This window comes from Pseudoalteromonas sp. P1-30, assembly GCF_001400005.1.
Lineage (GTDB): Bacteria > Pseudomonadota > Gammaproteobacteria > Enterobacterales > Alteromonadaceae > Pseudoalteromonas > Pseudoalteromonas atlantica.
Window position 1 is genome coordinate 76,285 of record NZ_LKBC01000001.1, and the last position, 25,774, is coordinate 102,058.

The following is a 25,774-nucleotide window of genomic DNA, read 5'->3' on the forward strand; positions in this document are numbered from 1 at the left end:
AGTTTATTAAAAAATAACGTTATAAATATATGAAAACAGCATGATTAAATTAACCCATATACCAGCAACTGACACAGCTGTATTTGTCTTGCAGTGATTAAGTAAGCAGCTCTTTAATGCTGAAAAATGTTGGGAGGATGAAAAGGGTTAAGGCGTTCTGCAAGAACGCCGATAGAGGGCAAACTTTATCGTTTGTATCGGGTGTATTGGGTGTGCTTACAACCCTAACTCCGACAGTCCTGGGTGATCGTCGGGGCGGCGCCCTTGGGGCCAGTGAAATTTGCGCTCTGATTCTTTGATGGGTAAGTCGTTGATGCAAGCGAAGCGATTTTGCATTAAGCCGTTTTCATCGAATTCCCAGTTTTCGTTGCCGTAGGAGCGAAACCAGTTGCCGCTGTCGTCGTGCCACTCATACGCGTAACGCACGGCAATACGATTTTCAGTGAAAGCCCATAACTCTTTTATCAGCCTATATTCCAATTCTTTTTCCCATTTTCCTGTTAAAAATGCGGCGGCTTCCTCACGGCTGTTCACGAAAGAGCTGCGATTACGCCATTTGGTATCCACTGTATAAGCAAGTGATACCTTTTCAGCGTTACGGCTGTTCCAGCCATCTTCTGCTAGACGCACTTTTTCGATGGCGCTTTCGCGGGTAAAAGGGGGCAGTGGTGGGCGTGTACTCATGTTTAAATCCTCTTTGGGTAAAGTAACGTTGAATAACTTGTATAGGTTTCATCAATAAGTGGCTTTGAATATTAGCCTGATTAATTGAGCTACAAATCTAATATAACAGTGTCGCAATCTTTCGCTGGCACAGCGCAGCATAACAATACGTCTGATGGGTCAATATATGCACTTGGCTTGGTGCGATACGTTACAGCACCACTTTTTAGTTTAACCGCACACGAGCCACATTGGCCGTTGCGGCAACTGTATGGTGTCGTAAGCCCTTTGCTTTCGGCCACCTCTAGCAAGGAGCTATCACCTTTATACCAGCTTTGTTCAATACCTGAGTGGGCAAACTTTACCACAGCAGATTCAGCCTCTAGCTCAGCGTGCTTGCTGGCATCTGTTGATTGGCGTGCTAAAGACGACGGCCCAAACGCTTCGGCATGAATATCTTGATCTTTTACCCCAATGCCAATCAGTAAATCATACATACTTTGCATAAATCCCTGAGGGCCACACAGATAAAAGTCTTTGTCGAACAGCGATGGGAAATCGACGCTATGCTCTGTGGCCATTGCATTAAGTACGTCCATTACCAAGCTTTGGCTAATTCGCCCTTGGGAAGTGTAATCGTTCGACGCAATAGCGTTTTGCGTTTGAGTGTTGTGCGCCTGGCTTAAGACAGAATAATACTGAATACGTCCAGCGCTTCGCTTAGCAATATTGCTCAGCTCTGCATAGAAAGCACGTTGCTCACTGTTTTTGGCCGCTTGAATAACTGCCATTGGGCGGATATAGCGAGTGCGTATACCTTCATTAACTGCATCATTAGCCATGGCTACCATTGGCGTTATGCCCACACCCGCACCTATTAAAATGGCTGGGCGCTGTTGTGTGTTATCGATAAAAAAATGGCCGCTTGGTGCTTTAATCTGTATTTCACTGCCAATCGATATTCGAGAATGCAAGGTACTTGATACCAGACCATACTCTTCACGTTTTACTGAAATACGATAACCACTTTGCGTTGGGGCACTGGATACAGTGTAATTGCGCACAAGCCAGTTTTCAGTATTTTGCTGCTTAATACGCAGGGTTAAATGTTGCCCTGGGCAAAATGGCAGTACGGGCGAATCATCTTTTGGCTGCAAGTAAAATGAGCGGATTGTACTGCTCTCGTCTTCGATTTTACTGACGGTAAATGCGCGCCACTGGTTGCGCTGTGCTTGTGCTTTAACGATTGCTTCTGCCTCTAACCAAGTCCCCGTTGCTTGAGAATTGGGGGAGTAGCTATCGAATTGAGCGCGAAATGGAAGTGCCGCTTTTAATGTCACCCCTTGGGTTAGGGTAAATTGCCAGCCGCGCTGTGCACCTTGAAACCCTTTAATTATCGGTGAGTCACTCGCCAGCAAGGTAACCGTGCCGGTTAACATAAAAACATCGCCGCTGGTAAAATCAACAAACAATAACCCTGCCTTGGGGTTGACTAAGAAGTTTCCCAGCGTATTGAAGAAGTTATTTCCTGCATAATCAGGAATGGTGAGGGTGTTTTCGTCAACCTTTATAAAACCTGGCATGCCGCCACGGTGTGACACATCAACCCCCATAGCATTGTGGGCAGATAGCTGACGGTTTACTTCGTTTGCAGGTTCGTGACCCGCAGAACTGGCAACAAAAAACGTATCCGCTTGGCGGATAAAGGCCTTTAGGCTATCACTTAGTTCAAAAAACGTTTCAGCGCGCGGAGCTTTGTATGGCGCATCTGGCGAACGGATAAAGTGAAGGTCGCGAGTTTGAATATACTGCGGACAATTCCCAAAAGATTGCTCAACCTCTAAAGCAAACTGGTTGTTCGCTGCGCTAGTAACACAAGCGTTGACGCGGTTTCTACGCCGGGTCGACATTTCTAACCCCAATAAACCCAAGCGAGCGCCTAGTTTGATTGCTGTGGCTAATGGGTCACCTGATAAAATTGGGCTGTTTACTGTGAGCTTGGTCGGGGAAGGGGACTGCACGAAGCCCGGCTTTCCAGGCAAAATTGACGCCCAAAGTTGCCCCTTATCTGATGTACTACCCAGCACCATAAACGGCAGTTGCTGGAAAAACTGCCTATGCTGATCTGGCATAAATTCGCGGATCGCGCGGCGGCCAATAGTACGCATTTTTTGGTAACTTCCGGCACTTCTTTGCATTTGCTGTTCACCTTCGTGAAAAGCACTTGAAGTAATGTGTGTGTTCATAATGACTCCATTAGCGCAGTGCGCCGGAAAAGCATTTGCCTAAAATATTAAACTGGTGATGCAAAAGAATGTCGGGCTCAAACTTATTCATTGAAAGGCAGAGCCGCTAAAACAAACACTTACTTTACCAGTCCCGCTTTTGTAGCCTGCATAGGAACGAAACCGCTTAACCCTTCTACGTTAGATAACCAGCGACGTATATTCGGATATGGGTCAAGAGATACATCACCCTCGGGAGCGTGGGCGACATAGCTGTATATCGCAAAATCAGCCAAGCTCACTTTATTAGCCACTAAGAAGTCATTGCCATCGAGTTGCTGTTCCAATTTTGTTAGGGCTTTTGCTGCTGTTTCTTTAGCGAAAACAGGGTCAACCGGCGAGTTGAAAACATTAATTAATCTCGCTGCACCAGGGCCGAAGGATATCTCTCCTGCAGACATGGCAAGGAAACGATGCATCTCAGCTTCGCTGGCAAGATCTTGCGGAATATATGAAGGGGCATATTTGCGTGCCAAGTAAATCAAGATTGATATTGAATCGTGAATTACCACGTCTGAATCCTCTATTACTGGTACTACACCCAATGGATTGAGAGCCAGAAATGGGGCTTGTTTATGCTCCCCAGCGGGTAAGTCTACATAAATAACTTCATGGGCTATGCCTGCAACACTCGCAAATAACTCTACTCGGTGGGCATGACCGGATAATGGAAAACCGTGAATTTTAATGGCGTTTGACATGATATTTACCTTATTTAATCGTTAACTAATGACTTCTGATGTTAGTCACTGACCTGTCGTGACATGGGCAAATATTAGGCGCTGCGTTTCTTATGAACAATATGTTGATTTATAGAATCACTATGTACAGAATGTTCATAAATTAGGCCGAGCACTACACGGGGCAACATAGGGAGCTTTTATGGATACACTCGATGGCATGCGCACGTTTATTGCGGTGGCTAAGCAAAAATCTTTCACTGGTGGGGCCAAGCAACTAGGCATAAGCACTAAACTGGCGAGTAAATACATCGCTCAGCTGGAGCAAAAGCACGGTGCCTTGTTGTTCCACCGTACTACGCGCAGCGTTACGTTGACCGAAACTGGGCAGGCGTATTTTGCGCGATGCGTTCCTTTGTTGGAACAATTTGAAGAGCTAGAAGATGTCATTCAGCATCGACAGTCTGCACTGTCTGGCACGGTTCGCTTAACCGCACCTACCGCATTTGGCAGTACCAAATTAGTCGATGCACTAGCCCCGTTTTTAGCCCTGCATCCGAAAATCAATGTTGAGTTGAACCTGTCTGATCAGTACGTGGCTATCATCGATGAAGGTGTGGATGTTGCTGTGAGGTTCGGACCGTTGAAAGATTCAACACTGATCGCTAAAAGATTGATGGATATGCGTATTGTTTTTTTTGCCTCTCCTGCGTATTTAAAGCGCAATGGCAAACCAAGCCATCCCCGTGCGCTGGCGACACACAATTGTTTATTGCAGACTTCTCAAAACGACCCGGAAAACTGGAAGTTCCAGGAAGATGGCAATACGTTCACCGTCAATGTTAGCGGCGATTTTGCTTCTAACTCCCCCAGAGCAGTAACCCACATGGCTTCTCAAGGGCTGGGAATAGGCATGGGCCCACAATACGTGACAGAGCCTTACGTAAAAGACGGCTCATTGCAGTTGCTGTTTGAACCCTACGAAGCAAGCATATTGGAATTAAACGCAGTGTATGCTTCAAACCGCCACTTACCGGCAAGAATACGAGCATTACTTGATCATCTTGCACTTTCTTTTACAAGCTAGTGGTAATTACCTCAATAGCTACTGTGCAGGCACAATGTATAACGTATCTGCTTATTGATATAGACTTTGCTTGTAAAGTAGAGCAAAGCGTAGGGCATCTTTTTATCGCACAGAGCTGCGTAAATACCTTGTTAGCATAAGGCTTTAAATGGCAGCAGCGATAAAGCACACCAAGTATGCCTATACTAAAACGCTACAAAAGCTCAGGGGGTTGCCACTGGGCTTTTTTGTGCGCTGCAATTTACTAGAGATCACATTAATTGAAGTGGGCTTTTAAATAAATATACGAAAAATCGTATATTCACTATTTCATATATTATAATTTTGTTTTATTGTATGCACACTAACTAAACGAGGATGCTATGGAACAACTCAACCCACTTCAATTTTACAAATGCTTAGCCGACGATACGCGCTTAAAAGCCATGTTATTAATTAGCCATGAGCAAGAGCTATGTGTGTGTGAGCTTGTTGCTGCGCTTGAACTTAGCCAACCTAAAGTGTCGCGCCATTTAGCGCAACTTAGGCAGTGTGGCTTATTGAGCGACCGTAAGCAAAATCAATGGGTGTATTACAGTATTAATAAAGCCTTGCCACAATGGGCTCTTAGCGTACTAACGCAAACACGAAACGAAAATTCTGCGTTTTATAACGACGATTTAAATCGACTCAATGCTATGGGTAATCGCCCAGAGCGTGCAGCAAGCTGCTGTTAATTAAGCAAATTGATATAACTTTACTAAAGGTATTTATTATGACAATTAAAGTAGGTATTAACGGCTTTGGCCGTATGGGACGTTTAACACTGCGCGCAGCTTTAGAGTGGCCAGAAGTAGAATTTATTAAAGTAAACGATGTAGCGGGCGATGCTAAAACACATGCCCATTTATTAGAGTTTGACTCAGTGCACGGGCGTTTAGCGCACAGCGTTACAGCAAACGAGAATAGCTTTAGTGTGGGTAAACACACTATTGCCGTTACCAATAACAAAACCATTAGCGATACCGATTGGTCAGATTGCGATGTAGTGATAGAGGCCAGCGGTAAAATGAAAACCACTGAGCTGTTAAATCAATATTTAGCACAAGGTGTTAAGCGCGTTGTGGTTACCGCTCCGGTAAAAGAAGACGGCATTTTAAATGTGGTTATGGGCGTTAACGATAATTTATATAACCCAGATGAGCACAAAATTGTGACTGCGGCTTCGTGTACGACTAACTGTTTAGCGCCTATTGTAAAAGTACTGCAAGAAAAAGTAGGCATTAAGCACGGCTCAATGACCACTATTCACGATATTACCAATACCCAAACTATTATTGATGCGCCACATAAAGACTTACGTCGTGCTCGTTCGTGCGGGACAAGTTTAATACCTACCACAACCGGTAGTGCAACAGCTATTACGCATATATTCCCTGAGCTAAAAGGTAAGTTAAATGGCCATGCTGTGCGTGTACCGTTAACTAACGCATCTATTACTGACTGTGTATTTGAGCTTGAGCGTGGTGTAACTGCCGCTGAGGTGAATGAATGGTTTGCTCAAGCGTCTGAAAACGAGCTTGCTGGCGTATTAGGTTACGAAGAAAAACCGCTGGTATCGATTGATTACAAAACCGATCCACGCAGTAGCATTATTGATGCGCTCTCTACCATGGTTATTAATAATACCCAGCTTAAATTATACGCTTGGTACGATAACGAATGGGGCTACGCTAATCGTACTGCCGAGCTTATGCTTAAAGTTGCTAAAAGTGACTTGGTTTAACCATTAATTAAAGGTTTTAAGGGCGTTAACCATGTTTGAGCAACTCGCTAATTTACCTACAGCAATAAAACAGTATTTAATAATTACCGGTAATTACTGGGCATTTACCTTAACCGATGGCGCACTACGTATGCTGGTGGTGCTGCATTTTCATCAGTTAGGGTATGGTGCGCTGGCCATTGCCATGCTGTTTTTGTTTTACGAAATTTTTGGTGTGATCACCAATTTAGTGGGCGGTTGGCTAGGGGCTCATTTAGGCCTTAATAAAACCATGAACTTTGGCTTGGCGCTGCAAATAATGGCGCTTGCTATGTTATGTGCGCCAAGTGAATGGCTCACCGTGGCTTATGTAATGGCGGCGCAAGCGCTTAGTGGCATAGCAAAAGATCTAAATAAAATGAGCGCCAAAAGCGCCATTAAACACTTAGTGCCCGAGGGAGAAAGCGGTCAAGGCCAGCTCTATAAATGGGTGGCTATTTTAACGGGCTCAAAAAATGCGTTAAAAGGGGTCGGCTTCTTTTTAGGTGGTTTACTCCTTACGGTACTGGGTTTTGTAGGTGCTTTAAAAGCCCTAATTTTATTACTCACTATTGCGTGGATTATTAGCGTTGTATTTTTAAAAGGCGACATGGGCAAGGCTAAAAATAAGCCTAAGTTTAAAGAGCTATTTTCTAAATCCCGTGCAATAAATTTATTAAGTGCAGCACGATTATGCTTGTTTGCCGCGCGTGATGTATGGTTTGTAGTGGCTTTACCTATTTATTTAGCCCAGCAGTTTAACTGGAACTTTTGGTGGGTAAGTGGCTTTATGGCACTTTGGGTAATTGGCTACGGTGGTGTGCAATCACAAGCGCCGCGTATTACCGGCACCAGTAACTCAAACGTTGATACCGTTAAACATGCCTATTTATGGGTGTTGCTGCTAAGTGGTGTAACAGCACTATTAGCACTTTTTATGCAACTTGATGTGGCCGTGCATGCCACGCTGATTATAGGTTTGCTTATTTTTGGCGGTGTATTTGCCGTTAATTCATCTGTGCATAGTTACCTAATTGTCAGCTTTGCTAAAAGCGATGGTGTATCGCTTGATGTTGGCTTTTATTATATGGCTAATGCCATGGGGCGTTTACTGGGCACGGTGCTTTCGGGGTGGGTGTTTCAGGTTTATGGCTTTGTAGCGTGTTTGTGGGTGAGCGTTGCTTTACTCATAGGTGCCACGATAACCACTGCTATTTTGGCCAAGCGTTAGGCCTAATTGTTCAAAAAACTTAAATTATTTTATGTTATTGATGGCTTGATGCAGTTTGTATATTAAACTGTAGGGGTGTTTTAACAAAAGGTAATTTAAGTGCGAGAACTCACGTTAGCAAAAAAGTTATTATGGATAACTGTAGGGAGTACATTTTTAACAGTATTAGTACTTTCTGGGGTTTTATGGTGGCAAATGTCATCAAACAGCGAGGCGCTCGCTAAAGAATCTGAAGATTATATCGTGGCCGAAGTTGAGCAAAAGCTTAACGCAAACGCGGCTGCTTACGGCGAAAAAATTGCCGGATTTATCAACGAAGCTTACCGAATTCCAAACTCATTAGCTGCATTACTTGGTGATGCGGCTAATACTCAAACATTAAACCGCGACACGGTAGTGAGCATTAACCGCTCTATACTTGAAAAAAATCGGTTTTTATCGTCAATTTATTCGCAGTTTGAAGCCAATGCCTTTGATGGGCAAGACGCGCAATTTAAGCAAGGATATAAACACTCAGTTAATGGCGATGGCACGTTAGAAGTATATATAACGCGTGACCAAAACGGCATTATTGAGCAGCAAAAAGTAGCTAACGCTGCCGATAAATACCTGACCTCGTTAAACGAATTTGGTATTCGTGAAGCGCATTGGTATTTATGCGCAAAAGATACACTTAAGCCCTGTATTATGGAACCTTACCTTTACGAAATACCTTCTGGCGATTCGGTTATGCTTACCTCTTTAACCGTACCTATTACTAAATCAGGCCGCTTTATTGGTTTAGCAGGCGTTGATTTAACGCTCCCTACGTTTCAGGGCTTAACCGAAAAACTTTCGCGCGAACTTTATAACGGCCAAGCAAAAGTAACACTTTTAAGTGATATAGGTTTAATTGTAGGCAGCAGTCACTACAAATCTAAATTAGGCCGCCCATTTAAAGAGGCAGTTAGTAGCAATACTTACAGTGAGCTGGTTAAATTTAAAGGGCAACATGGCCTTTTTAAAACACCTAGCGAGTATTTAGTTAGCTACCCAATTAACATTAAGCTGGCTAACACTCAGTGGAGCCTACTTATTGAAGTGCCAAGTAATTTAGCGCTAGAGGGGCCTAATGCTTTAGCTAAAAACATGAGTGACTCGGCCAATCAGCTCGGTGTTGTTATTTTAATAACCGGTGCTGTTATTGCTTTAATTGCTTTTATTATTATGAAAGTGGTAGTGGGCACTGTGGTTGCACCCCTTGAGCAAATTCAACAGCGTGTAGATAACCTTGCCAGCTCAGAAGGTGACTTAACTCATACACTCCATGTAGATACCCACGCAGAGCTGATTGCGCTTGCGGGTGGTTTTAATGCCTTTTTAGCTAAGCTACGTGGCCTAATTGCAGAGCTTAAAGATGTATCGTCGCAAACAAAACAGCAAGGCGAAATAGCACAGCATATTGCTATTGATACCAAGCATAATGTGCAATCGCAGTTTCAAGAAATTGAAAGCGTAGTAACCGCTATGAACGAAATGAGCGCCACCGCACTTGAAGTTGCCAGAGCCTCTGAGCAATCTGCTCAACAAGCGGATGAAATAAATGGTTTAGTGGTTAGCAGTGAGTCGAGCTTGTCATCGGCTATGAGCCAAGTGAAAACCATGTCTGAAGAAATAAAAGAAGCCAACCAAGCGGTTGAAAAAGTGGCTTCGCGTAGTAAAGATATTACGCAAATTTTAGATGTGATCAGAACCATTTCGGAGCAAACCAACTTACTTGCATTAAATGCCGCCATTGAAGCAGCGCGCGCTGGCGAGCACGGCAGAGGCTTTGCCGTAGTAGCTGATGAAGTACGCGCACTGGCGTCTAAAACACGCTCATCTACCGATGATATTAGCCAACTTATAGATAGCTTATTGTTAGAAGTAGGTAATGCATCAACCGTAATTGAAAAAGGCGTAGTACGCGCGCAAAGCGCAGTAGACGAAACCTCAGTGGCGTTTGACGCGCTGCACAGTGTGGTAGTAAAAGTAGATGAAATTACTAATCAAATTACCCACATTGCCACCGCAGCCGAGGAGCAAAGCTTAGTAACCGAAGAGATAAACCGTAACCTTACGCTTATTTCTGATGCGGCATCGCAACTTGCTGATTTATCTACCAAAGCGGGCGATAGCAGTGAAGCGCTTAATGCACTGGTAGCGCAGCAAGATAGCGAGCTTAATAAACTTAAAACGTAAGTAAAGCTCAACCCTAGCAAATATAAAAAGCGGCTAATTCACACGAATTAGCCGCTTTTTTTAGTTGAGACTTTTTAGAAGTTAGTAAAACGAAACGTTATAGCTTTTTGATCAAGGCAAACATTTGATTGATCATTGGCTGCGCTAATTGCTCAACCCCTGGGCGGTTAAAATAGCCACGAAGCCCAGTAAACTGCACCTGAAAAAACTGCGCGTATTCAAGCGCGGTAAGGTTGCTGCTTAGCTCATTATTTTTAATGGCTTGAGCAAACAAGGTGGTTAAGTAGGCTTCAAACTTTGCCGATAGGTCTAAGCTTAGCTCGTATAACGAGGCGTCTTTTTCTGCAAATTCGCTGTTTGCTTTTACCAACATACAAATAGCACTTGGGCTACAGTCTTTGGTTTTAATAACTACGTTTTCTACAAACGCACGCAAACCACCTAAAACAGAGTCAGAACTTGCTAAAAACCCATCAATTTGGCTTTTCATTTGTACTGTGTAGTCTTTTAAAGACTCGCTGTATAGGCCTTCTTTAGAGCCAAACGCCGCATATATACTGCCTGGGCGCATGTTAATGGCTTCTTGTAAATCGCGGGTTGAGGTGGCGTTAAACCCCTTTTCCCAAAACAATTGGCTTGCAACGCGAATTACATTATCGCGCTCAAATTTAACTTTGTTTGCCATTTTAATCTCAACTATTTTGAACGTATGCTCAATTTTAACTTGAACAGTCGCTCAAAATCAAATAGTATGTGTCTCGAAGTTACTTAACCTGGCACCAGGTTACTCAAACACATTAATTTATTGGAGCAGAACATGGCAGAATTTACGTTATATACTCAAGACAACGCACCAGAAGAGTCAAAATCGCTTATGGCTGATTCAGTAGCAGCATTTGGCATGTTACCTAACCTTCATGCCGTAATGGCAGAAGCGCCTACGTTACTTAAAGGTTACCAAGTACTGCATGAGTTATTTCAAAACACCTCGTTTAACGCAGAAGAGCTAACGGTGGTATGGCAAACAATTAATGTTGAGCACGAGTGTCATTACTGTGTACCAGCACACAGCGCAATTGCCGCTTCAATGAATGTAGACCAAGATATTGTTGATGCTCTAGTAAACAAAACACCACTTGCAGATGCAAAACTTGCAACACTGCGTGAAACAACGCTTGCAATGACACGCGATCGCGGCGTAATTAGCGATGAGCAAATTGAAAAGTTTTTTGCAGCAGGTTACGGTAAACAGCAACTACTAGAAATTGTTGTAGGCTTATCGCAAAAAGTAATGAGCAACTACACTAACCACCTTGCTGATACACCAGTTGATGAACCATTTAAAAAATTTGCTAAATAATAGCGGTTTTATAAATAACAAAGGCAGCCTAGGCTGCCTTTTTGTATTATAAGCGAATGGCCATTATTTAAATTTAACGGCTTTAGTGCTGCGTGTGTAAGTACGTTGCTCGGGCTTAGTCCACTCACCCTTTTTTAAATAAGAAGTTGAAACTACAAACGTATCGTTTTTTAGCTCGCTGATCGAGCGCACTTTAGTAATACCTTCTTTACTGCCAGTTACCTCTTCATACGCTACAAATTGGGTAGGGCTGAGCACTTTCATGGTGCCTTTTGTGTAAAAACCTGCGGTAGTAAAATAGTAAAACACCAATGACTCTTTTTTACTGTCGTAAAAAATCATTGATTCCCCACCATATTCGCCTTCATTAATAGAGTGCTTGGTATGTATAGCTTTACCATTTAATGCGCGCTCCCAGAGGCCAACATCTTGTACAGGTTTTGCGCCTTTAGGTACGTCAAAATCGGCCTGCCAAGTACCTAAATAAGGTTTAAATACAGCGAGTTCTTTATCAAGGTTACTTGGGGTATCAGTGGCGTAACTATTAAAGGCGTATAAGCATAATACTAAAAATAGGGCTTTAAAGTATGTCATAATTTGGCTCTTATTATTTTGGTTTAACTCTTTTTAGTATAGGCGATCATGAATTGATAAAGAAAACATTAATCACCTTCTCACTGCTTTTTTTAGCCGTAATTTGGCTTGCGTACCTATCGCAATACTTACCCGTATACATACCTATCTATGCACCCGCTTATATAAGTGCACTGAGCTTAATCACTTTTATAATGTACGCATGGGATAAACGACAAGCTAAACAATCAGCGCATAAAAAAGTAAACCGCACACCCGAGCGCACGCTTCAGTTACTGTCGTTACTAGGCGGTTGGCCCGGCACACTCATTGCACAGCAATGGCTTAGGCATAAATCGCAAAAACGTCGTTTTATAGTGGTGTTATGGCTGTGTATTGTTTTAAATGTAGCGAGCATACTGTCGGTATTTTTTCTGGTAGGCTAAAAATATAAACACAAAAAGGACTTTTATGACTAGTTCAAGGTTAGCAGGTGTCACTTTAACGCTTATTTTATTTTTACTATTTCCGATACAAGGTTGCGCAGATATGTTTGGCTTTTTTAATAAACAAGAAGTAACACTATCACTGCAAATAAAAGGCCGGCTAGTAAAAAATGGGGAGCCGCAGGCGGGTGTTAAAATTACCCGAGAGCTCATTTATGGTGATACCTACACAGATGAAGTAATAAGCGATAGTAATGGAGATTTTTACTTTAAAAGTAAAACTATACGCAGCTCTAATCCTTCAAATATGTTTTTTAATAGTTCTTTGCTACAGAGTATTTATATTGGAAATAAAAAAGATGAAGATTCAATACTTTGGGATGCCGCAATACAGTTCACGCAAGAGCAAGCGCTACTTTCTGATATGCTAAATCACTTTGAATGCGACCTCAGTGAAGAGGCTGAAACTTACGATATACCGATAAAAGATACTGGCCAGTATTATACAGTTTATACGCGGTGTATACGCTAGGGATTAAGTTAGCTTTATAAAGCCACTAATGTTTATCTATCAGTGGCTTTATAGCAATTGTTAACGTTTTAACTGTGCTTCGCTTTGATTAAGCAAACGAATTATTGGGTTTCCTGCTAAAATTTTGTTTTTTAGTAAGTAACCAATAATTAAGCCTGCTATAAACCCACCAATATGTGCGCCATAATCAATTCCATCTGGGCCTGTTATTGCACCAAAAATATTAAACCCTAACCAAATCGCGAAAAACCACACCGCAGAAAGCTTTTTCTGGTAAATTACAAACATAAAAGTAAGGCTTGCATGCCTAAACCACATTAAGTACATACCAAATAAACCAGCAATTGCGCCACTTGCACCTACCCCAGGAATTGTCGACATAGGGCTTACAATGAAGCTGGCAAACGAGGCAAGTAATCCGCACACTAAATACCACATTAAAAAGCGCTTATGACCTAATACATCTTCTAGGTTATCGCCAACTATATGTAAAAAATACATATTGCCTACTAAGTGCATAATAGAGCCATGTAAAAATACACACGTTAAAACACTCCATAACTCTTTGCCTTGGCTTAAATCTGCGGGTGTCATCGCAAAATTATCAATAACATAATTAAAGGCATTTGGATTTGAAAAATACAGTGCAAAAATGAGTGTATTTAAAGCAATAAGGCTGCGTGTCACCCACGGTGTTTTTTGTGGTTTTATATTATATTCAACTGGCATTTGCGTTAAAAATTGAAAAAGATAGGTTTTCCAACTTACTTTTTGATTAAGCTCACTTAAGCTGTTTTTTAATTCAGGGCTTTTTTCTACGCTTTCTAACTCGTCTCTATCAATCCATGTGCCATCACAATGCCTACATACATCAATTTCGGTATGAAAGGCCTCGAGAAGATGAAAACGCTCTAAACTTTTACTACAATCTGGGCAATCAAGTTCTGAAACACCTAAAGATTCTCCAAAATGAGTTTCAAATTTATCACCTTCTGGCCCTTCATTTATTTCGCTGATCATCCTGTTAACTTCGTTTTTTTCAAACCATAAGCCACCGCATTCTCGGCAGATGTCAATTTCTTCACCTTGATATTGGGTTACTTCTAATGGATGATCTTTACAATGAGGGCAGCGTTTAGTTGGCATGTGTTAACTCCTTTAATGAGCCGACTGAAATATCGTTTTGTTGCAGCTCTTTTTTCAATTGTTCGGCACTATTTTTTAATCGAGGAAGGGTAGTCGTTTTTAGTTGTTCTGCTATTTTTTTAAGCTCACTTGCAGCATGCTTAGCTGAGGTTTTTCTGCTAACGGCTGCATTAATTAAAAACTCTGAACGAGAGTAAAAACGGCGTATTTGGGTCAACAGTTCGCTGGGAGTTTCAAGCGTTGTTGGCGAGTATTGCATTGTTTGCCATATGTATTTTTCAAGCGTTGGCTTAAAATATTCCATTTCAGATTTTGGCGGGCTTTTAGCTAAAAGCGCTGCATATTCACTCACACTTTTAACATTATCGGTTACTTCATCAAACAATGAGGTACGTAAATAATAGTTATCTTCCATTTTGCTAAAGTTATCAAATTTAAGTGCTTGTTCTAAACCGCTTTGAGCGGCTAAGTACACGCCAAAAATAGTAGAGATCACCATAAAAAATTGATTTAGCCAAAAGCCAGTACTTTTAAGCTCTTTGTTATCGACCGTTTTTAAGGCCTGTGCCAATTTTTGTGTTGTAGCTGGGTTTTTAGAGTTGTTATTGGGTGGAGCTGGGTTAGTAGGTTCCAACGCTATATCCTTATAATTGCTTCCTTTTTAGACATGATAGAGTACTTATATTGTAGCTAATTATCAATGCGACTTGCCGATAAATGTACCTTTAATGCTAACTAGATGAATTTAACAGCACAGCACCACTTTGGTTTTCGCCTAAGTGGTCGTTTTTGTTATAAATAGGGCACTTACTCATAGATAAACACCCACAGCCAATACAGCCATCTACGCGGTCGCGTAGGCGCTGCATATACGCTATGCGCTCATCAAGCTGTGCTTGCCATTGCTTTGAAAGGGCTGACCAGTCTTTTTGTGTGGGAGTGCGCTGCTCAGGTAATGTGGCCAGGGTGTGTTTTATTTCATCAAGTGTTATTCCCATGGCTTGTGCGGCTTTTATTACCGCTATACGGCGCAGCACATCTTTTTTATAGCGGCGTTGGTTGCCGCTATTTCGCCAACTACGTATGAGTCCTTTTGTTTCGTAAAAGTGTAGGGTTGATACTTTTACGCCGCTGCGCTTAGCGACATAACCTACGGTTAGGTTAGCCTCGGTTAGTTTTTTTTGATCTATTGGCATTGTTTTAAATTTCCGGTTGACCTCAATATAAGTTGAGGTTTTAAGCTTCTTTCAACATTAAAAAAGGAGCTAACTAAATGCAACAAAAACTTAAACGCAGCACTGTTATTATTTACTCAAGCGCACGTAAAAATGGTAATACGCAGGCACACGCTAACAGCTTTGCTGAGCAAAACGATGTAAGGATAATATGCTTAGATGATTATAAAATAGCGCCATACTGCTACAGTAAAAACTATAAAAACGATGATTTTTACGCAGTATTTGAAGCACTATTAAAGTATGACCACTGGGTGTTTGCCTCACCCGTTTATTGGTACAGCACCACGGTACAAATGAAATTATTTATTGATAGAATAACCGACTACATGGACGATGAAGCATTAAAGCCAAAGTTACGAACGCTGCGTAGTAAGCATTTTTCAGTGCTTTCTAATGCGTCATCAAGTGAGGCGCCGGCGTGTTTTGTAGAGCAATTTAAAAATACGTTTAGTTATTTAGGTATGCAGTTTATTAATCATCACCATAAAAGTACCCAAAAGGTTGCTTAAATTGCAGCCTTTTTTGGTTGTCTCTGGTAGTTTAGTAATACGCTTAAAAACACAGGATTGTTTTATGAAATATTTACTAGGGTTAGTGCTGCTTTTTAGCCCGTTTATTAATGCTAATGAGCAACCAATTAACGGGTTTGGTAATTATTATAATGTACCCGAGCATGACAAAATTAATAGCTCTACGGTATTTAAAATAGCATTTGATGTTGCCGATGGTGCTAAAAAAGGCGAGCAAAATAATTCAATAAATTCGTTAGCGCGTTTTATTAACATGCATGTAGCGCATGGTGTAAAGCCTGAAAACATTCAACTTGCATTAGTTGTGCACGGCAGCGCAAGCGTTGATGTGTTAGCTAACAGCGAATATAAAAAACGCTTTAGTGATGACAATAAAAACCAAGCGTTAATTGAGCAGCTACTTGCTAATAACACTCAGGTGTATGTGTGTGGGCAATCGGCAACTCATTTTAAAGTAACGCCTGAGTTGCTTATTGATGGCGTAAAAATGTCGCTTTCTGCGATGACCGCGCACGCACAACTTCAACAACAAGGCTATACGATTAATCCATTTTAATGACGCAAATAACAAAAAATATACTCTGCTTTGGCGACTCTAATACGTGGGGTTTAAACCCCGAAACAGGTAAGCGCTATGATGAAAAGACCCGTTGGACGGCGCGGTTACAGCAACAGCTAGGCAGCGGCTTTACCGTAATAGAGTCGGGACAGCCAAACCGTACGCTTGTGAATAACCCGCCTTTTACGGGGGAGCTTAATGGTATTCGCTATTTAAAACCCGATTTGCAGCAACACGCTTTACACACGCTCATTATTGCACTTGGCACTAACGATTTAAAAAAGCGTTTTAACTTAGCCCCAACAGATATAGCCACCGGCCTTACGCATTTTATTGGCTCTATTAAACAATTTTACTCGCCTGCTAATTTACCGAACATAATTGTTATTGGTCCTTTATTTATTAACCCTCAGCATGGGTTAAGCCGTATTTATTTAAACTGTAATCAAAAGTTACAACCCTTAAACGCTCTCTTTAAACGTGTAGCACACGAGCACGCGCTTAATTACGTTGATATATCACACCTTAACGCCCCCCTAGGGAGTGATGGTATACATTTAAATAGCCAAGGCCATAAGCAGCTTAGCGATATACTCAGCCACCTGGTTTTGCAATTATAATGCAAACAAATCAATAAATTAAAAACGTAATTTGCTTTAATTATTTTACAAGCTTGATTGCTTTTATGCCCAGATATGCAATTATTATTGCACCTGACTCACACACAGCTTCTTTAAAAAGGTGTTATGAAACAATATCAACGTAGGTCTTTAATTGCAGTATTAAGCGGTGTCGTGGTTTTTATTATATGTGCTAGCACACTGATGTACTTTGCTGCACAAAAGCTAAGTAGGCAGTTAGCGCGAGATTCAAATTATATTGTTCAACACATAGATGCTGCCGCAACAGAACGTAGAAAAATTTTAACCCGCCTAAATAACGCAAACGCTAAACAATGTAATAACAATACATTGATAGAAATGCGCCGCGCGTTGTTTGATGCACAATACGTGATAGATATTGGCTTTTTTACAAATAATGAGCTGGTTTGCACCACCGGGGCAGGAAAGCTTGCAGCTACAATTACCGATAATCCTCCCGACTACATTCGAATTGATAAATACGATAATAAACCTGTGCGCGTAAGGTACGAACCACAATTGTATTTACTTTTGTTTAGTGGCCGTGCAATGGAAGCGATAATTGCAAGGCAAGGTAATTACAATTTAATAGTCGATACGCGCGCTTTTAACGATAAAGTAATTGTATCGACCAAATGGGAAGTACTTTATAAAAACACGCGCGAGACGTTTCATTTAGCAGGGGCTAAAGGGGTTTATGAGCAGGTAAAAAATCACTCATTTTTACCTTATGAATCAATTATTAAATGCAGTACTAATAACCCCGAGTACTGCGCAGCCGTACAACTTCCGTGGAGCCAATTTTTTGCTGATAATCAATTTTTATTGATTATTTCGCTTATTTTAATTTCGTTAGCGGGTGTATCAAGTGGGCTGTTAATTGACTATAGCTTAGCGGCTAGGCGCTCAACTATCACGCGTGTGCGCAAAGGCCTTAAAAAAGGCTCATTTTATTGGACCTACCAACCCATTATTTGTTTGCAAACGGGTAAAGTGGTTAGCTGTGAGGCGTTAGCCCGTTTTGAAGATAAATACGGGGTTTTATTTCCTGATCAATTTATTCCTATTATAAGAAAAACCAATTTAACGTGGCGCTTTACCCAAGCCATGATTGAAAAAGTACTTTATGAGCTAACCACCGTTGAGGCATTACCGCGCAATTTTAAAATTTCTATTAATATTTTTCCCTATGATGTAGAAACAGGCAATATTGCGCTTTTAAAAGACATACCTGCACTCACCGATTCGCGCTTTATTATTTGTTTAGAAATAACAGAAGACGAATACTTAGACTCAACAGTTGCCCATACCCACTTTAAAAGGCTGGTTGAGGCGGGCTTTAATTTATCGATAGATGATTTTGGTACGGGTTACTCTAACTTAAAAAATCTACAAAACTTGAGCTTTCATCAGCTTAAAATTGACCGCACTTTTGTACAAGATATAACAACACAAGGCTTAAAGGCATCAATGATCCCTAATATTATGGCGTTGGTACGTAAGTTTAACTACACCTGTGTAGCAGAAGGCATAGAAACAAATGAGCAAGAAGCCATACTAAAACAAGCTGGCGTACATTATGGCCAAGGCTGGAAATATGCCAAGCCCATGGCACTTCGAGAGTTTAAAGCGTATTTAAAATTGCAAACGGTTTAAACGTGTTTTACCTCATACACGTATTAGTATGATATTTATAACAGTGTAAGGTTTTAAAATGATTAAAATAATAGCCAGCGCATTTATGGTGTTAATGCTTAGTGCGTGCTCAGCTCAATACCCAAATCAGCAAATTACCGGTAAGCAGTTTCCTACCATTAGCGGCCAAAGCCTAGATGAGAAAAGCGTAACCATACCGAGTAATTTTAAAGCCGATAAAACCTTGTTACTCATTGGCTATAAACAAGATAGCCAATTTGACATAGACCGTTGGTTAATTGGCTTAGACATGACAGGGGTTACATTACCCACTTACGAACTGCCTACCATAGCAGGTATGGCCCCGCGTATGTTTAGTACATTTATAGACAGCGGTATGCGCAAGGGTATACCAAAAGAGCTGTGGGGCGGGGTAATCACTATTTATGAAGATGGTGACACTGTGCAAAAATTTACAGGTAATAAAAACCCAAACAATACTCGCGTTGTTTTAATAGATAGCAAAGGTAAAATTTTACATTTTTACGATAGGGGCTTTTCGGTAGAGGCGCTTAATAAACTAAACGAAAAAATAAAATAAAGGGAGCCAAGCTCCCTTTAGTATTAAGTGTGTTTAAAACGCATAACTTACACTAAAGCGCGTAGTGCGTGGCATAATATAGCGGCCATTTGGGGCATCGGCATTACGTGGGTCGCCCTCTGTTATACCTTGCTCATCCGTTAAGTTATCAATGGCCAGTTGTAGTTTTATGCCTTCCATAGGTTCTAAAATTAGGCCTAAGTCTACTTTTTCGTAGCCATCAAGAGTCACCGTGTTTTCGTTGTTACCAAAGCGGTCATCAACAGCCGACAGTGTGCCATATAACGTGGCATACATACCTTGTAGCTCAAAGTCGTAGCTAGGTGTGATACGCACTTGCCACTTTGGCTGACGCTGAGATTCATTTCCTTCATTGGTTGGGCTTTGCGTTATTTCGGTTTCTTGTAGTGTGGTATTTAAATTAACCGAAAAACCCGACTGATGATTAAAGTTATAATCAAGCTCAACACCGTACGCTTCGTTTGTTAAAATTTCTGCAGGTACACCTGGGCGGCGTACAAATGTATCGCCCTTTACTTCGTTAACAAACAAGGTAGCGTAAAAGTCTGTAGAGTCAGAAATTAGCTTGTAGCCAAATTCGCCTTGGGTTACTTCTTTAATTAGCTTTTCGCCGCCTTCATAAGCGCTAAAGTTATCTCTAAAGTCGTCAAATTAAGGCATTTTATAACCGCGGTTTACGCGTGCAAATACACCCATGTCATCGTTTATTGAATAGTTAATCCCCGTGGTCCACGATGTTTTACTTTCATCATAGTTAACTGTTTTGGTAATAATTCCATCAAGGTCTTCATCAACACTGTATTCTACTTCATGACTTTCGTGGCGCACGCCTGCATCTAAGGTAAAGTCTTCGGCAAATTTGTATTGAGCTGTTACATAAAACGCATGGGTTCGCGCATCACCAGTCGAGCTAATATCGTAGTTAAAATCGCAGCCATCAGTGCTTTGATTACACTCAATGCCAGTTAGCGACTCGCCGCCGGCTTCTAGTACGTGGTAAGCCGTATTACCTAAACTCCACCAATCGTTTGCCGATGTACTGGCTGTGTAGTAACCAAACGTGGCTGATAAATCATCAAATTGCTTTGAAAACGCTAAATCGTTTGTAAATGAGCTAATTTCTTTAAGTACAACCCATCGTCCAAGCTGTTGTATAGGGGTGTCGCTTGCGTATTCTGTATTGGTTACTGCACCAAATGCGGTTTGCCCATTATCGGCAACTGCACCAACCGTGGTTGCTGAGCCACTTGGCACCAACCCGTATGTATTGGCATCCCCTTTAGTTATATTAAAGCGGTCAGAAAATTGCCAACCATTATCAAGCTCTAACTTAATGCTACCGCCCGAAACATGTCCATCCCAGCCTCGGCCATCACCTAGGTCTATATCATGTGCTTGTGCATCAGGGCCTGTGAATATTGTTGCTTGGCGGTTTAATGTGCCAAGTTGGGTATATTCTGCGTCAATCCCTTCAATATTAAGTGGAGTTGGTAAGTACCATGCACCATGGTCATCTGTTTGACGGGTATAAAAGTTAAGCTCGCCGTTATCTAAATCTTTAGTGATATTAATAGTAAATTGGCTGCCTTTCTCAGAGGTAAAACCTGCATCACGAATACCCGGAGAGCTTTTTACATACCCGCCAACCATAAAGTATAAATCGTCAGTAATTTCACCACTAATAACTGCATCTACTCGTTGTAGGTCGTAATCAGATGTTGTGTATTTAAATAAGCCTTCGGTGTCTTCACCACCGCGCTTTAGCCTAAAGTTAGTTGTTAAACCCGGTTGGCCGTTTGATAAAACAGGGTTCGGCCCACCGCGTAAAGCCTCCATGGTCTCAATCGTTTCATCAATTCTAAAAAGTGAAGAGTTTTCTAAAAACGATAATGTAGGGGCTGGGTAAACGGGTGACCCTTCAATACTTAGGGTTAAAAATGGGGCGTCACCGCCGCCAGGAAAACCACGTACAAATACATTGGCACCAGATTCACCCCCTGAGCTTTCTACCCAAACCCCAGGTACGGCTTTAAACAGATCGGCAGTGCTTTTAGGTGAAAGTTTAATAATTTGCTGGCTATCAATATTTGTAACAGCGTAGCCTGCATCTATTTTTCTGATGCCGACCCCGGTAGGTGTGCCCGAAACAACAATTCGCTCTACCTTGGTTTCTTGTGCTTGCTCTTGTGCAAAGGTTGCGTGTGAGCTCAAGGCTAAAGTTATAGCGCACGCTAATGTACTTTTTGCTTTATTGAATGTCATGTGTGATCCCGTTTTTAGTGTGTTAAACAGTGTGTTTTTTACTGCGCTGTATACAAAGTTTTTATGTAAACAGGCTGTATATGATGAAACCTTAAAGATTAATGCAAACGTTTGCAATATTTATTTGTAAATTATTTATGAATTATATTTGTAGAAATATTGAGCGTAAAAGCCTAGGTATGGCTTTTTTAGCCTGTGAGGCAAGCCAGAAAAAATTAATAATGCTATATTGTCAGCTAGTTACATTAAACATTAGTTAATACAACGCGGCTCAGGGTTTTCATGGATAACAAAAAAATAAAATTAGCTGATTTAGCAAAGCTGGCAGGGGTGTCTACCTCTACGGTTTCGCGTGCTTTAAATGACAACCCGTTAATAAAACAAGAAACACGCGATAAATTAAAACAACTCGCTAAAGAGCATAATTTTAGTTTAAACACCGCTGCAAGCCGCTTGCGAACGCAAAAAACAAATGTTGTTGCTGTTATCATTAACTTAGATGAACAAACCGAACAATCGATTAGCGATCCATTTTTACTTAAAGTGGTTAGCGAAATTAATCTTGCACTTAATCAACAAGGGCTAGAGCTTTTATTGTCTAATTCAATAATGGCACAGCACGATTGGGCCAATTATTTTATTAATGGTCGAAGGGCCGATGGTATTATTGTGGTTGGGCAGGGTAAAGATCAGCGCAATATAGAGGCGGCTGCTAAAGCGGGGATCCCTTTGGTGGTGTGGGGAGACCCTAAAACACCCAGTAACTACCCTATTGTAGGCAGTGATAACTACCTAGGTGGAATGCAAGCCACTGCGCACTTAATCGAACACGGTGCAAAAAATATTTTATTTTTAGGCGACCCAGAGCACGGTGAAATTAGCGAAAGACACCGCGGTTATGTGGCTGCGCTATCTACGCATAAACTAGAGCAGCACGTTGTTTCTATTGATATTACGAGTAGTTCGGCGTATCAAGAAATTAATAGTCTATTACGCGAAAAAGGGCTCTACTTTGATGCAATAATGGCTTGTAGCGACATGGTTGCCTTAGGTGCAATGAAGGCGTTAAAAGAGCGCTATGTCAGTATCCCTAACGATGTTGCATTGGTTGGCTTTGACGATATAGCAATGGCAGATATTAGCCATCCGTCGCTTTCAACAATTAAACAAAATACTCAATTAGCGGCTGAACTTTTAGTTAAAAAGCTTATGCAACAATTTATGGGTCAAAAAGTTGAATCTCAAGTTATTGATATAGAATTAATAACTCGCCAATCGAGTAAACGCTGATTTATGAATGGTAGATACAAATTTTAAAACTTAAAATGCAAACGATTGCATTGATTTTTATTCTACACTAAACTCAACGTTCACTGACACAAACACACACGCTAATTACCCAAAGGTGTTAGCTTTAATCGTTATGGCGCACTGCGTTATAAGTAAGGCAAGCTATGAGTAAAACAAAAATCACACTAGCAATTGCTGCAAGCTATTTTATTTTCGCAATATTATTAAATAGCGTAGGAACAGTCATTTTGCAGGCAATAAATACATTGGGCGTTAGCAAAACTGAGGCGTCTGTTTTGGAAGGGTTTAAAGACTTATCAATTGCGATAATGTCTTTTGTTGTTGCCTCGTTCATTCCTAGGTTAGGGTATAAGCTCGCAATGTTAGGGGCTTTAGCGGTCGTTGCATTAGCGTGCTTAAGCACCGCACTGATCAGCGAATTTTATATGTTTAAAGTGCTATTTGCAGTGATAGGCTGTGGTTTTGCTGTAGTCAAAGTTTCTGTTTATTCGATTATTGGCCAAGTAACCGAAGATGCGAATAGTCACTCGTCACTTTTAAACACTATCGAAGGCATTTTCATGGTGGGTGTATTAAGTGGTTATTGGATTTTTACCGCCTTTATAGACCCAAGCCAAAGCAATGCGTGGCTCAATGTTTATTACGCGTTGGCTGCGCTTACTGTAATTGTATTACTAAGTGTTGTTATTGCACCGATTGCGCCGGCAATTGATAAAAATAAAACTGACTCTAGTTTGAATGACTTTATAGCCATGCTTAAATTAACGTATCAGCCCTTGGTGCTTATTTTTATTATAAGTGCATTTTTATATGTCCTTATTGAACAAGGCGTAGGTACTTGGCTGCCAACCTTTAATAACCAAGTTTTACAATTGCCTGTGGCTATAAGTATTCAGTTAGCGAGTATTTTTGCAGCGGCGTTAGCGTTTGGTCGATTAGTTGCGGGGCAGGTGCTTAAGCACATTAATTGGTTTTTTGTTCTGTGCGGATGCTTAGTCGCCATGGCATTACTTATTATTATAACGTTACCCCTAACTGAAAACCTACCTAATACAGCAATCACTAGCCTATTTGATGCACCACTGGCCGCATTTGTTTTGCCCCTCATTGGCTTTTTTATGGCGCCAATTTATCCAGTGTTAAATTCGGTAATGCTCAGCGCATTAGAAAAGCACCAACATGCAGCCATGACAGGGTTAATCGTTGTGTTTTCAGCACTTGGAGGCACAACAGGCTCAATGATCACAGGCTACGTATTTGAGCATTTTAGTGGTCAGCACGCATTTTACCTGTCGTTAATTCCCATTAGCTTAATTTTTATAAGCGTGATTATTTTTAAACAGCGCACCCGCGCCATTTCTCAGCACGCTGCCAGTATATAATTGATTTAGGATTGATATGAATTTTTTTGAGAGCCAGTTATTTAAAGATGTACAGACCCAACATATTTTTGATGACTGTAAAACATTTGCAGATGCAACTGCACGAACCAGCTGGCTAAGTGCGTGTAAACACTACGAGCAAGTCGCACCGCTTAATCAAGCTCAATTAAAAGAGTTTGTAAATACTCACTTTATTACGACCCCCTTACTCCGTATGCAAAGTGAGCCAGATACCGCAAGTGTTAAGCACTACATTAACTCTTTGTGGCATGGTTTGAGACGGGCGGCTGATAAACCTAAAGCCGATTCTTTATTAGCATTAAAGCATAGCTACATTGTGCCTGGTGGGCGTTTTCAGGAAATATACTACTGGGATAGCTACTTTACAGCGCTCGGCTTAATTGATGCTAATAAACCTGAAATTGTTGAAGATATGCTGCAAAACTTTATCGACCTTATAAACGATTATGGGTGTATTCCAAATGGCAATCGCAGTTACTACTTATCGCGTTCACAGCCACCTATTTTAGCGCTTATGGTTGAATTGCTATGGCACCACGAGCACAGTAAAACCAATAATGTAGCATGGCTTGAAAAATGTGTTGATGCGCTTGAAAAAGAGTATGCGTTTTGGATGCAAGGCGCAGAAGAGCTTACTAACGAGAAAACGGCACTAAGGCGAGTTGTAAAAATGCCATGCGATGGCAAGTTAAATCGTTATTGGGACGATGAAGCAGCCCCTAGGGCAGAATCCCTGAGAGAAGATCTGGCACTCGCAGAGGGCTTAGCTGAGCATAAAAAGCCCGACTTTTTTCGACATATACGCGCAGCGTGTGAATCAGGCTGGGACTTTAGTTCTCGCTGGCTAGCTGAGCCTGATTCACTTAGCTCTATACAAACGACCGATATAATACCCATTGATCTTAATTGTTTGCTTTATAACCTAGAAAAACAGCTTAGTAAGTTTAATAAGCTGCTAGGTAATAGCGAACAAGCCGATTTATTTAGCGACTACGCAGCAGCTCGCCGCACACTGATTAATAAATACATGTGGAGTGAGCAGCAACACTTTTTTGTTGATTATAATCATCACAAAGCGAGTCAATCTAAGGTGTTAAGCGCTGCCGCAAGTACTGCATTATTTTTTAACTTAGCGTCTGAGCAACAAGCTCAACATATTGCCGAGCGACTAAGCCGCGACTTTTTAAAGGCCGGCGGCATAGTTACTACCGTTACCTCTACATCACAGCAATGGGATAGCCCTAATGGGTGGGCTCCGCTGCAGTGGTTTGCTGTAAAAGGGCTTAATAATTACGGTTTTAGTGATCTTAGTAAACGTATAATGCAAAACTGGCTAACAATGGTAGAAAACGACTTTTCTGTTAATCAGTGCCTACTAGAAAAATACAATGTGTGCGTGCCTCAATTAAAAGCAGGGGGCGGAGAATACGTAGTACAGCAAGGTTTTGGCTGGACTAACGGGGTTACCTCACGCTTTTATGCCTTGTGTGAGGACTGATCAGAGCAGTGTTTTATATGAAAATAATTCACTAATTTTCATTAAGTTATTGTAACTATTAACTAAATA

24 protein-coding genes and 2 pseudogenes are annotated in these 25,774 nt (G+C 41.3%); 17 read left to right on the top strand and 9 right to left on the bottom strand.

Translation table 11 applies throughout. The features are described 5' to 3' along the window. Positions 1-216 precede the first annotated feature (216 nt). The 3 genes from AN395_RS00345 to AN395_RS00355 all read right to left on the bottom strand — a co-directional run bounded on the left by AN395_RS00345 (position 217) and on the right by AN395_RS00355 (position 3,649). The gene (locus AN395_RS00345; protein ID WP_008129990.1) at positions 217-684 is read right to left on the bottom strand and encodes a nuclear transport factor 2 family protein; all 468 of its coding nucleotides are present in this window, start codon (positions 682-684) and stop codon (positions 217-219) included. Between the two features lie 89 nt (positions 685-773). Beyond that, the gene (locus tag AN395_RS00350; RefSeq protein ID WP_054981673.1) at positions 774-2,909 is read right to left on the bottom strand and encodes a pyridoxamine 5'-phosphate oxidase family protein; all 2,136 of its coding nucleotides are present in this window, start codon (positions 2,907-2,909) and stop codon (positions 774-776) included. Between the two features lie 119 nt (positions 2,910-3,028). After that, on the bottom strand, positions 3,029-3,649 hold the full coding sequence (locus AN395_RS00355; RefSeq protein ID WP_054981674.1) for a glutathione S-transferase family protein: 621 nt from the start codon (positions 3,647-3,649) through the stop codon (positions 3,029-3,031). A gap of 181 nt (positions 3,650-3,830) precedes the next feature. On the opposite strand from AN395_RS00355, the gene AN395_RS00360 reads away from it, so the two are divergent. From AN395_RS00360 to AN395_RS00380, 6 genes are all read left to right on the top strand, one after another. Then, positions 3,831-4,715, top strand: a complete 885-nt coding sequence (locus AN395_RS00360) for a LysR family transcriptional regulator (protein WP_054981675.1) — start codon at positions 3,831-3,833, stop codon at positions 4,713-4,715. A 148-nt stretch (positions 4,716-4,863) separates the two neighbouring features. After that, positions 4,864-4,992: a hypothetical protein gene (locus tag AN395_RS19735; protein ID WP_268795983.1), complete on the top strand. Its 129-nt coding sequence runs from the start codon at positions 4,864-4,866 to the stop codon at positions 4,990-4,992. A gap of 85 nt (positions 4,993-5,077) precedes the next feature. After that, positions 5,078-5,431, top strand: coding sequence for a metalloregulator ArsR/SmtB family transcription factor (locus AN395_RS00365; RefSeq protein WP_004587025.1), 354 nt, complete (start codon positions 5,078-5,080; stop codon positions 5,429-5,431). Between the two features lie 38 nt (positions 5,432-5,469). Further along, a complete protein-coding gene (locus AN395_RS00370) occupies positions 5,470-6,480 on the top strand; it encodes an ArsJ-associated glyceraldehyde-3-phosphate dehydrogenase (protein WP_054981676.1) in 1,011 nt (336 codons plus the stop codon). A gap of 31 nt (positions 6,481-6,511) precedes the next feature. Then, complete coding sequence (gene arsJ / locus AN395_RS00375) at positions 6,512-7,729, top strand: organoarsenical effux MFS transporter ArsJ (protein WP_029773649.1); 1,218 nt, start codon at positions 6,512-6,514, stop codon at positions 7,727-7,729. A 99-nt stretch (positions 7,730-7,828) separates the two neighbouring features. Continuing rightward, positions 7,829-9,949: a methyl-accepting chemotaxis protein gene (locus AN395_RS00380; RefSeq protein WP_054981677.1), complete on the top strand. Its 2,121-nt coding sequence runs from the start codon at positions 7,829-7,831 to the stop codon at positions 9,947-9,949. 97 nt (positions 9,950-10,046) lie between these two features. Here the strand turns inward: AN395_RS00380 and AN395_RS00385 are convergent, their stop codons facing one another. Then, on the bottom strand, positions 10,047-10,634 hold the full coding sequence (locus AN395_RS00385; RefSeq protein ID WP_054981678.1) for a TetR/AcrR family transcriptional regulator: 588 nt from the start codon (positions 10,632-10,634) through the stop codon (positions 10,047-10,049). Between the two features lie 132 nt (positions 10,635-10,766). Here AN395_RS00385 and AN395_RS00390 point away from each other — a divergent pair, with 132 nt between their 5' ends. After that, entirely contained in the window at positions 10,767-11,309 is a 543-nt protein-coding gene (locus AN395_RS00390) for a carboxymuconolactone decarboxylase family protein (protein WP_054981679.1), read from the top strand. Positions 11,310-11,372: 63 nt separating this feature from the next. Here the strand turns inward: AN395_RS00390 and AN395_RS00395 are convergent, their stop codons facing one another. Further along, positions 11,373-11,903, bottom strand: coding sequence for a hypothetical protein (locus tag AN395_RS00395; RefSeq protein WP_024032891.1), 531 nt, complete (start codon positions 11,901-11,903; stop codon positions 11,373-11,375). A 53-nt stretch (positions 11,904-11,956) separates the two neighbouring features. On the opposite strand from AN395_RS00395, the gene AN395_RS00400 reads away from it, so the two are divergent. Continuing rightward, entirely contained in the window at positions 11,957-12,328 is a 372-nt protein-coding gene (locus tag AN395_RS00400) for a DUF1294 domain-containing protein (protein WP_054981680.1), read from the top strand. 25 nt (positions 12,329-12,353) lie between these two features. Further along, on the top strand, positions 12,354-12,860 hold the full coding sequence (locus tag AN395_RS00405) for a transthyretin-like family protein (protein WP_235576528.1): 507 nt from the start codon (positions 12,354-12,356) through the stop codon (positions 12,858-12,860). A gap of 60 nt (positions 12,861-12,920) precedes the next feature. Here AN395_RS00405 and AN395_RS00410 read toward each other — a convergent pair whose 3' ends face one another. The 3 genes from AN395_RS00410 to soxR form a co-directional block, all read right to left on the bottom strand. After that, positions 12,921-14,006: a rhomboid family intramembrane serine protease gene (locus AN395_RS00410; RefSeq protein ID WP_054981681.1), complete on the bottom strand. Its 1,086-nt coding sequence runs from the start codon at positions 14,004-14,006 to the stop codon at positions 12,921-12,923. Beyond that, positions 13,996-14,640: a hypothetical protein gene (locus AN395_RS00415; protein ID WP_029773643.1), complete on the bottom strand. Its 645-nt coding sequence runs from the start codon at positions 14,638-14,640 to the stop codon at positions 13,996-13,998. Before AN395_RS00415 ends, AN395_RS00410 begins: the two co-directional genes overlap by 11 nt. 97 nt (positions 14,641-14,737) lie before the next feature. Continuing rightward, positions 14,738-15,202, bottom strand: a complete 465-nt coding sequence (soxR, locus tag AN395_RS00420; RefSeq protein WP_029773642.1) for a redox-sensitive transcriptional activator SoxR — start codon at positions 15,200-15,202, stop codon at positions 14,738-14,740. A 77-nt stretch (positions 15,203-15,279) separates the two neighbouring features. Here soxR and AN395_RS00425 point away from each other — a divergent pair, with 77 nt between their 5' ends. The 5 genes from AN395_RS00425 to AN395_RS00445 all read left to right on the top strand — a co-directional run bounded on the left by AN395_RS00425 (position 15,280) and on the right by AN395_RS00445 (position 19,210). Continuing rightward, positions 15,280-15,753 (top strand): flavodoxin family protein, encoded by a 474-nt coding sequence (locus AN395_RS00425; protein ID WP_054981682.1) that lies wholly within the window; start codon positions 15,280-15,282, stop codon positions 15,751-15,753. Positions 15,754-15,817: 64 nt separating this feature from the next. Then, the gene (locus tag AN395_RS00430; protein WP_024032852.1) at positions 15,818-16,330 is read left to right on the top strand and encodes a DsrE family protein; all 513 of its coding nucleotides are present in this window, start codon (positions 15,818-15,820) and stop codon (positions 16,328-16,330) included. Further along, complete coding sequence (locus AN395_RS00435) at positions 16,330-16,953, top strand: GDSL-type esterase/lipase family protein (protein ID WP_036963643.1); 624 nt, start codon at positions 16,330-16,332, stop codon at positions 16,951-16,953. Before AN395_RS00430 ends, AN395_RS00435 begins: the two co-directional genes overlap by 1 nt. A 126-nt stretch (positions 16,954-17,079) precedes the next feature. Further along, the gene (locus AN395_RS00440) at positions 17,080-18,630 is read left to right on the top strand and encodes an EAL domain-containing protein (RefSeq protein ID WP_054981683.1); all 1,551 of its coding nucleotides are present in this window, start codon (positions 17,080-17,082) and stop codon (positions 18,628-18,630) included. Positions 18,631-18,688: 58 nt separating this feature from the next. Continuing rightward, positions 18,689-19,210 carry a hypothetical protein gene (locus AN395_RS00445; protein ID WP_054981684.1) on the top strand — a complete coding sequence of 174 codons (522 nt, stop codon included), beginning with the start codon at positions 18,689-18,691 and terminating at the stop codon, positions 19,208-19,210. Positions 19,211-19,243: 33 nt separating this feature from the next. Here AN395_RS00445 and AN395_RS00450 read toward each other — a convergent pair. Beyond that, positions 19,244-21,493 (bottom strand): annotated as a pseudogene (locus AN395_RS00450) (TonB-dependent receptor). A 279-nt stretch (positions 21,494-21,772) separates the two neighbouring features. On the opposite strand from AN395_RS00450, the pseudogene AN395_RS00455 reads away from it, so the two are divergent. The 3 genes and pseudogenes from AN395_RS00455 to AN395_RS00465 all read left to right on the top strand — a co-directional run. After that, positions 21,773-22,783, top strand: a pseudogene (locus AN395_RS00455) (LacI family DNA-binding transcriptional regulator); the annotation flags it as partial. Between the two features lie 164 nt (positions 22,784-22,947). Continuing rightward, the gene (locus AN395_RS00460) at positions 22,948-24,186 is read left to right on the top strand and encodes a sugar MFS transporter (protein ID WP_054981685.1); all 1,239 of its coding nucleotides are present in this window, start codon (positions 22,948-22,950) and stop codon (positions 24,184-24,186) included. A gap of 16 nt (positions 24,187-24,202) precedes the next feature. Further along, positions 24,203-25,705 carry a trehalase family glycosidase gene (locus AN395_RS00465; protein ID WP_054981686.1) on the top strand — a complete coding sequence of 501 codons (1,503 nt, stop codon included), beginning with the start codon at positions 24,203-24,205 and terminating at the stop codon, positions 25,703-25,705. Positions 25,706-25,774: the final 69 nt, after the last annotated feature.